The sequence below is a fragment of the Peribacillus deserti genome, from assembly GCF_002863585.1.
Lineage (GTDB): Bacteria > Bacillota > Bacilli > Bacillales > DSM-1321 > Paraperibacillus > Paraperibacillus deserti_A.
This window is the reverse complement of sequence record NZ_PGUY01000045.1, coordinates 64,757-72,132: the sequence shown is the minus strand read 5'-3', so window position 1 is coordinate 72,132 and position 7,376 is coordinate 64,757. Positions and strand designations below refer to the sequence as shown.

Here is a 7,376-nt window from a genome sequence, read left to right as displayed (position 1 = left end):
TGGAACGTAAGGTGCGAGACTCCTGCGGGAGCAGCGGGACAGGTGAGACCCCACAGGCGAAGCCGAGGAGGCTCAACGCCCGCCCCGCGGAAAGCGAGCATCTGTAGTGGAAATCAGCCCCCTGGTTCAATAACAACAACGTTTGCGTAAACAGCTTTTTATTTTTGTCAGCCTCGCTTTACAAAGAATTTACAAAAAATTAAAACCCCGTTAATGTAAAAGCTTTAAAATTCTAATAGTTAGATAAGCAATTTTACTAATAGAACAAATAAACCTTTAAATATAGATCAGGCCAATTGGGAGGGAATTTCGTGAACACAATTTTAGCTGCGGACAAGAAGCGCGATCGACAAATAGAAAAGAAAAACTCCAGTCTGCAGGACAAAGCTGCAGTCTACCAAACAAAAGAACTGAACCTATGGTATGGAGAAAACCATGCTTTAAAAAATATAAATCTGAATTTGTATGAAAATGAAATTGCTGCGATCATCGGTCCTTCCGGCTGCGGCAAATCCACGTATATAAAAACATTGAACAGAATGATTGAGCTTGTTCCCGGAGTTAAAACCTCAGGGGAAATTATGTATCGGGACCGGAACATCTTTGACAAATCTTACTATGTTGAAGAATTAAGAACAAAAGTAGGCATGGTCTTCCAAAAACCTAATCCATTTCCAAAATCCATTTATGAAAATGTGGCATACGGACCGCGGATCCATGGTATCCGGGATAAAAAGACATTGGATGCAATCGTAGAGAAGAGCTTGCGCGGTGCTTTTATCTGGGATGAGGTAAAGGACCGCCTGAACGAAAATGCTTATGGTTTATCCGGGGGACAGCAGCAGCGTCTATGTATTGCCCGATGTCTCGCAATTGAACCGGATGTTATTTTAATGGATGAGCCTACATCAGCTCTTGATCCCATTTCCACCTTGAAAATTGAGGAGCTTGTTCAGGAACTCAAGAAAAAATTCAGCATCATTATGGTTACACATAATATGCAGCAGGCAGCCAGAATTTCAGATAAAACAGCCTTCTTTTTAAATGGGGAAGTTATCGAATTTGCCCATACAGATAAAATTTTTTCTAATCCATCAGATAAAAGAACAGAGGATTATATAACAGGCAGATTTGGGTAAAAAACATGTGGTCAGGGGGAAATGTAATGGTTGTTCGTGAAAAATTCGAAATGGAATTAAAGGAATTAAATGAGCTGTTAATTAAGCTGGGTGTCCAGTCGTCACACGCCCTGGCTAACGCATTTACCGCTTTAGAGGAGCAGGATTTCGAAGCTGCCCTTGAAATCATAGAAGATGATGTAAAGATGAATTTGTTAGAAGAGGAAATTAATGATCTTGCTATTCTTTTAATTGCCAAACAGCAGCCTGTAGCAAGTGATTTACGGCGGATCATTGCAGCCATTAAAATTGCAGCTGATTTGGAAAGAATGGCAGATTTCGCTGTGAATATTGCCAAATCAACCATCCGGATCGGTAAGGAGCCCTTCATTAAACCTCTGACTCATTTAAAAAAAATGCACGAATTAACCATACAAATGATCGATCTGTCTATCCAATCCTATGAAAAGGAAGATATAATCCTTGCCAAGGAAGTAAGTGAAATGGATGATGAAGTCGATCAGTTATATGGTGAAACGATAAAGACCCTCTTAGAGCGGGCGCAGGAAAATATGGCACAGGTCACACAGTTAACCTTCATTGCGCGCTATTTGGAACGTACGGCCGACCATGCCACTAATATTGCGGAAAATATTTTTTTTATGGTTAAAGGCAGACACTACGATTTAAATGAGTAAAGCAAGAACAGCTGTAAACACTGCAAATCTTATGAGAATGAACAAACAAAAAACGAGCAGACACCTATGGTGCTGCTCGTTTTCTACTATTTTTTAGCTGCGTGTAATCGTGCTGCAGATTTGAGCTATGGACATATTACTGGTCAAGACAAAGCTGCCCAGCTGGATGTTTCCATTTAAGTCATGGGTATTCAGGTAATTTTCCATGTCATCGGAGTTTTTAATGACCCTATTTTTTTGCAGAATATCAGATATGTCCTGCGGTGTCATACCAGCTTGGATTTTTAATGTATACGCATTTATTTTGGGCTTCTCTTGTTTAGGTGAAGGGACGGCAGGCTTTGCAGCGGTTTGCGGTGCAGGAGTCTTTTTTATAGTTTTCTCCTGCTCCTTAGATATGCTGTAGCCGGCTTCACTGATAACGTCTTTTGCCTCTGATAATGATATCGTTTGTTCATGCTTGAAAAGATATTGATAGGAAGCCAGGATTGCTGCTGCAATAAAGAGGCCTGCAGCAAAAGCTTGTAATGTGCTGCGGCTCATTATGGTCTCTCCTTTTGCTGGTTTTCGCCAATAATCGATAAAATCTCATCCTGCTGCAGATTCGACTGCTGCGAAATCCGCTCAATGGAAAGTCCTTGCCGATATAGCGCCAGGACCTGATTTTTTATGATTTCATGCACTGTACTAATCCCTTTCTTTGCAGGGGGCGGCAGATCGGGGAATCCACCTTGTGAATCTTGAAATAGAAGCTCCTCTTCCAAAACGGAAATCTTCTTTTTTAATTGATAGATATCCTGCATATAGGAAAGAGAAAGCTGCTCTATCTCCCGTTCAAGTTCTGCAAAGCGGTCCTTTCTAAGTAAAGAAAAGATAAAAACTAGTGCGGAAAAGAGTAATAGAGTAAGTATGATGTATTCCATAATTGCACCTCAGAAGCATATGTATTTGGGTAAATTAATCATACACCGAAATAATCTATTCATGTGAATTTTTATCGGAAATCTAGTCCTGCTTATAAAAACTGTGCTGTGAAAATATCTACCAATCGACAAAATGCGTTCATTGTTTAGAACTAATACCCGTGATAGGATTATGATAAGCCCTAAATGATAGAGAAATGAAATATGCGTTTTAAGTCAATAGGCAGGGCAGTCATTTTGGTTATGGAAGAATCACTTTGAATTTTGGTATGTCAAATGAATAGTACAGTTTAAATATTACCCTTCTGTCCTGGGACAAAAAGGAGCGGAAAGATCACAAATCATGGAAAAGAACATCATTCATCCGGGAAATAAAGATCATTATATTTCGGCAGTTCTTCAAAATGAAAACATAATTGTCTTGCATTGGTCCGTAAGTGATTACAAAAAACAGATTATTGCCTTCAGCATGGGCGTGCAGCCGCTTCAGCTGAAAAAACAATGCAGGATTTACGATGTTACAGGCATTTCATTTACTGGGAACAATGCCCGTATGTATATGGATGTACCGCTGCCCGATCAAGCAGGGACATGGAAGCTAAGCGGAGTAAAGCCAAACCGATCTTATATTATAGATATAGGATATAAAGGGAACAGCACCCTGATCCCCATACTTCGGTCAAAGGTCATCCATACTCCGGGTGCCGGCGTTATTTCTGAAGATTTTACACTGGATACCGGGTCCTGGAAACGAGGACAGAAGGAAGAGTGTGGCTGGATTGAACAGGTAAGCACTTATACTCAATATGAAACCAACGAGTGAACCAAAGGGGGCAATCACTTTTGCTGATCACCTTTGAGAACAGCATCAAGTCTTATTATGAAGGAACAAAAAGAATTTCCATAACTAAACAGCTGGAGGAAGAGCTTTTTTCATTAATCGGGCTATCTAAAGAGATTCTGCTGACAGAGGACACAGCCCCGGAATCACATATCTTTACCTCCCTCAAAAAAGAAAGGGTACATACCATTCTGGAAAGGGCAGTATCTAAAAGCAGTGATCAGAAATCTCTTAACATCTTAATGCTGACGTGGGAGTTTCCACCTCATGTAATTGGCGGCCTATCCAGACATGTATTCGGGCTGGCAAAGGCAATGTCTGATATGGGCCACCATATCCATGTGCTTACTGTACAGCAGGAAAATACCAGCGAATACGAAGTGCTGGATGATATTTCTGTTCATAGAGTTACTCCATTAACTTCAGGAGACAGTTCTTTTCTCGACTGGACGGCCTGTTTGAACGTTGCGATGGCCGATAAAATCAGGGAGATTTGTCTAGAGGAAGCAATCGATCTTATCCATGCACATGACTGGCTGGTAGCTGCCGCTGCAAGTACAGCTGTACGTCATGAGAATACGGGTCTGGCAGTTACCATTCATTCGACTGAATATGGAAGAAACAATGGTATTTACAATGAGCTGCAGAAAAAAATCCACCGGCAGGAGGAGCAGTTGATTGCCGCTGCAGACAAGGTCATTGTGTGCAGTGAATACATGAAAGATGAGCTTAAAACTGTTTTTCAGTGTGAAGATGAAGATTTAGTTATGCTGCCTAACGGAATAACAGAGGAGGAAGTCCTGTCTCTTGCGGATACAGATTTTTCACGATACATTGCAGACAGAGATTTTCCCATTATATATTCATGGGGCAGAGTCGTAAGGGAAAAAGGATTTCAGACTCTTATTAAAGCGGTGGCGTTATTAAAAAATAAACAGAACAAAGTGCATCTTATCATTTCTGGTAAAGGACCTTACCTGCCGTTCTTGAAAAATCTGGCGAGAGAGAAAGGCGTACAGGATTACGTTACGTTTACAGGCTTTATACCCGATGAAGAGAGGAACGCCATTCTTAGGAAATCAATTGCTGCTGTGTTTCCCAGTGATTATGAACCCTTTGGAATTGTGGCGCTAGAAGCGATGGCTGCAGCAAAGCCAGTTATAGCTGCAAAAACCGGGGGGCTTAAGTGCATTTTTAAGCATATGGAAGAAGGCTATCATTTTAATCCGGGAAATGAAGTGCAGCTTGCTGAATGGATAGAATTTCTCCTGAAGAACCCTGAGGAAGCCAATAAAACAGCTGTTCAGGGCAGGCAGGCGGCTCTTACCTTATACAATTGGGGCAAAATTGGTAAAGAGACTGAAGCTGTTTATAGAAAAATCTTGATGGATCGATGCTTAAGGAAAGAGGGGGGAAAACATGAAAACAAGTGAAAGCATGGGTCTCGGGCGTAAACAGGGGAAATTGACACGATCAGCCGGAACACTGCCGGCTTGCTGCTTAGGGTTATGGGAAGACGGGAAATTCTTTAATCTGGGAGACAGAGAGCAAAGTAAACATCGGGTTGAGGTTCAGGCGCTGGATTATCAGAACCCTGTTGATGGTTATAGAGGGGTTTATACGTCATTTACCCTTTTTAATCCAACTCTTGTAAAGCAAAACATTAAAATCATATGTATGTACCATGAAACCACCAAATTGGATACCACCGCTTTCTACAGCCCCCAAGAGGATTCTATTATCCAGCTTAGGGACGACCATCTTGCCTATATGAGCGGAACCATCTGCCAGGGCAGAATCGGCCAGTATTCTATCATTGAAGCATCAAAGCTTAAATATGAAGGCTGCTTTAAATCAATGGAGAGGGGAGAACTTTATTTCTCTCCTCTCGCAAAGGGAAACCTTTTTATTATCTACACACTAGAGACGATTATCGAGCCTCGCAGCCATGCGAGCGGGGCTGCTTGGGCCGTACTTTCACCGTGCAGAGAGAAAGCTGTAGAAATAAATAATTCTCTTAGAAAAAAACGTACTAGCATTTTACTTTAAAAGGTGATATTATATAAAAGTCGTATGAAAAGAGAGACTTAAGTAGTTTGGAGGGAAATATAAATGCGCGTGAATATTACGTTGGCTTGCACTGAGTGTGGAGACCGTAACTATATTTCTAAAAAAAATAAACGTAACAATCCGGATCGTCTTGAGCTTAAAAAATACTGCCCAAGAGAAAAACGTGCTACTGCACACCGCGAAACAAAGTAAGCAGCAGGATATCCTGTTGCTTTTTTATTTATCCCTGCTTCATTTAGAACGCTGAATGTATTACTTGCTGGGCAGATTGGCTACCGGCAGTTTAAATAAAAGTATAAAGGATTATATAATGTAGCGTTTTTGTCAGGAGATGAGCCGATTGGATAAAAAGCAGGTTCGTAAAGATGTAAAACAGGTATTGCAAAAAGCATTACAGCCCAAGGACAGTTATATACAGAATTCAGCGATGATAGCTGAACAGCTGTATATAGATAAAGATTGGAACAGTGCTGCATGCATTGGGATTACACTGTCCAATTTTCCTGAAGCAGATACATATGAAGTGATTGAACAGGCATGGAGAGAGCGGAAGAAAGTGGCAGTGCCGAAGTGTCATCCTGAAAACAAGAAACTTGAATTCAGAGAATTATTGAGTTTTGATCAGCTGGAAACCGTGTATTTTGGGTTAAGGGAACCTATCCAGGCCCAAACTAAGCTCGTTCAGAGCAACGAAATAGATTTACTATTCGTTCCGGGATTAGCGTTCCGTCTTGACGGTTTCCGGCTGGGATATGGCGGGGGATACTATGATCGTTTTTTATCGAAGTACACAGGCAAAACCATCTCTCTGGCGTTTGATTCACAAATCCTTTCGGGAATACCGGTAGAATCACATGACATGCCTGTTTCAAAAATTATAACTCCTTCAAGGGTCATTCACTGTGTGGAATAGTATTCTTTTCCTTATTATTATCTTTACTGCCTGGGCAGGGTGGAAGCAAAAGTCCCTGACAGCTTCTGGGGCGTTTGCAGCTGTAATAGTGGGCACAGCCACAGCTCTGGGATTTGGCTGGAAAGGTTTGTTTGTACTTGGCTGCTTTTTTGCCAGTTCCAGCTTTTGGTCCAAATACAGGAACGCAGTAAAAAAGCCTATTGATGAGAAACTGATGAAGGGAAGCCAGCGCGATTGGCAGCAAGTGCTTGCAAATGGGGGAGCTGTAGCCATTATCGCATGCATTCACTTTATTGAACCAGGAAACGTGACAGAGATTTTATTCTTAGTCAGTATAGCCGCTGCCAATTCTGATACCTGGGCGTCTGAACTTGGAGTTCTCAGCAGGTCCCGTCCTGTTTCCATACTGAACTTTAAATCCGTCGACAAAGGCACATCGGGTGCTGTCAGCATATTTGGTACGTTTTGTGCCCTTATGGCTTCTTTTTTTATCGCATTCATTTCCGCTTTTATATTTGAAGGTGCTTCTATTTCTTTTGTGTTAATGATTACAGGATTCGGTTTTCTTGGAAGTATGTATGATACTCTGATAGGAGCGCTGATCCAGGCGGAATACAAATGCACGGTCTGCGGTCTGCATACTGAAAAGCTCATGCACTGTAATGAAAGTACACAGAAAGTTAAGGGCATCAGCCTGTTAAATAATGATGTGGTGAATGCACTCGCTATCGTTCTTTCGGTTATAACCTGCTGCCTGTTTATATAAGTTCTCCTTGTTTAAGGATAGACTCAGGGGGGCAATTATTTTTGAAT

At 41.4% G+C, this 7,376-nt stretch carries 10 protein-coding genes; 8 read left to right on the top strand and 2 right to left on the bottom strand.

Annotated features, from left to right (window positions below):
* Positions 1-353 precede the first annotated feature (353 nt).
* Both pstB and phoU read left to right on the top strand, forming a co-directional pair.
* Positions 354-1,139 carry a phosphate ABC transporter ATP-binding protein PstB gene (pstB, locus tag CUU66_RS14755; protein ID WP_180955297.1) on the top strand — a complete coding sequence of 262 codons (786 nt, stop codon included), beginning with the start codon at positions 354-356 and terminating at the stop codon, positions 1,137-1,139.
* A gap of 26 nt (positions 1,140-1,165) precedes the next feature.
* On the top strand, positions 1,166-1,816 hold the full coding sequence (phoU, locus tag CUU66_RS14750; protein WP_101643479.1) for a phosphate signaling complex protein PhoU: 651 nt from the start codon (positions 1,166-1,168) through the stop codon (positions 1,814-1,816).
* A 93-nt stretch (positions 1,817-1,909) separates the two neighbouring features.
* On the opposite strand, the gene CUU66_RS14745 is transcribed toward phoU, so the two are convergent.
* Both CUU66_RS14745 and CUU66_RS14740 read right to left on the bottom strand, forming a co-directional pair.
* Entirely contained in the window at positions 1,910-2,359 is a 450-nt protein-coding gene (locus tag CUU66_RS14745; protein ID WP_101643477.1) for a hypothetical protein, read from the bottom strand.
* Positions 2,359-2,739, bottom strand: coding sequence for a hypothetical protein (locus CUU66_RS14740; protein ID WP_101643475.1), 381 nt, complete (start codon positions 2,737-2,739; stop codon positions 2,359-2,361). Before CUU66_RS14740 ends, CUU66_RS14745 begins: the two co-directional genes overlap by 1 nt.
* 343 nt (positions 2,740-3,082) lie before the next feature.
* On the opposite strand from CUU66_RS14740, the gene CUU66_RS14735 reads away from it, so the two are divergent.
* The 6 genes from CUU66_RS14735 to CUU66_RS14710 all read left to right on the top strand — a co-directional run bounded on the left by CUU66_RS14735 (position 3,083) and on the right by CUU66_RS14710 (position 7,329).
* Entirely contained in the window at positions 3,083-3,562 is a 480-nt protein-coding gene (locus CUU66_RS14735) for a DUF4912 domain-containing protein (protein WP_101643473.1), read from the top strand.
* A gap of 20 nt (positions 3,563-3,582) precedes the next feature.
* Complete coding sequence (locus tag CUU66_RS14730) at positions 3,583-5,013, top strand: glycosyltransferase family 4 protein (protein WP_101643471.1); 1,431 nt, start codon at positions 3,583-3,585, stop codon at positions 5,011-5,013.
* The gene (locus CUU66_RS14725) at positions 5,000-5,629 is read left to right on the top strand and encodes a hypothetical protein (RefSeq protein ID WP_101643469.1); all 630 of its coding nucleotides are present in this window, start codon (positions 5,000-5,002) and stop codon (positions 5,627-5,629) included. The genes CUU66_RS14730 and CUU66_RS14725 overlap by 14 nt, the downstream gene beginning before the upstream one ends.
* 63 nt (positions 5,630-5,692) lie before the next feature.
* Entirely contained in the window at positions 5,693-5,842 is a 150-nt protein-coding gene (gene rpmG / locus CUU66_RS14720) for a 50S ribosomal protein L33 (RefSeq protein WP_090740981.1), read from the top strand.
* A 148-nt stretch (positions 5,843-5,990) separates the two neighbouring features.
* Complete coding sequence (locus CUU66_RS14715) at positions 5,991-6,563, top strand: 5-formyltetrahydrofolate cyclo-ligase (RefSeq protein ID WP_257968012.1); 573 nt, start codon at positions 5,991-5,993, stop codon at positions 6,561-6,563.
* Positions 6,553-7,329, top strand: a complete 777-nt coding sequence (locus CUU66_RS14710) for a DUF92 domain-containing protein (RefSeq protein ID WP_101643465.1) — start codon at positions 6,553-6,555, stop codon at positions 7,327-7,329. Before CUU66_RS14715 ends, CUU66_RS14710 begins: the two co-directional genes overlap by 11 nt.
* Positions 7,330-7,376: the final 47 nt, after the last annotated feature.

What these genes read in the sequence shown, in the direction of transcription:
- CUU66_RS14725 (WP_101643469.1), top strand. Translation starts at nt 5,000, where the DNA reads ATGAAAACAAGTGAAAGCATGGGTCTCGGGCGTAAACAGGGGAAATTG.
- rpmG (WP_090740981.1), top strand. Translation starts at nt 5,693, where the DNA reads ATGCGCGTGAATATTACGTTGGCTTGCACTGAGTGTGGAGACCGTAAC.
- CUU66_RS14735 (WP_101643473.1), top strand. Translation starts at nt 3,083, where the DNA reads ATGGAAAAGAACATCATTCATCCGGGAAATAAAGATCATTATATTTCG.
- phoU (WP_101643479.1), top strand. Translation starts at nt 1,166, where the DNA reads ATGGTTGTTCGTGAAAAATTCGAAATGGAATTAAAGGAATTAAATGAG.
- CUU66_RS14745 (WP_101643477.1), bottom strand. Translation starts at nt 2,359, where the DNA reads ATGAGCCGCAGCACATTACAAGCTTTTGCTGCAGGCCTCTTTATTGCA.
- CUU66_RS14740 (WP_101643475.1), bottom strand. Translation starts at nt 2,739, where the DNA reads ATGGAATACATCATACTTACTCTATTACTCTTTTCCGCACTAGTTTTT.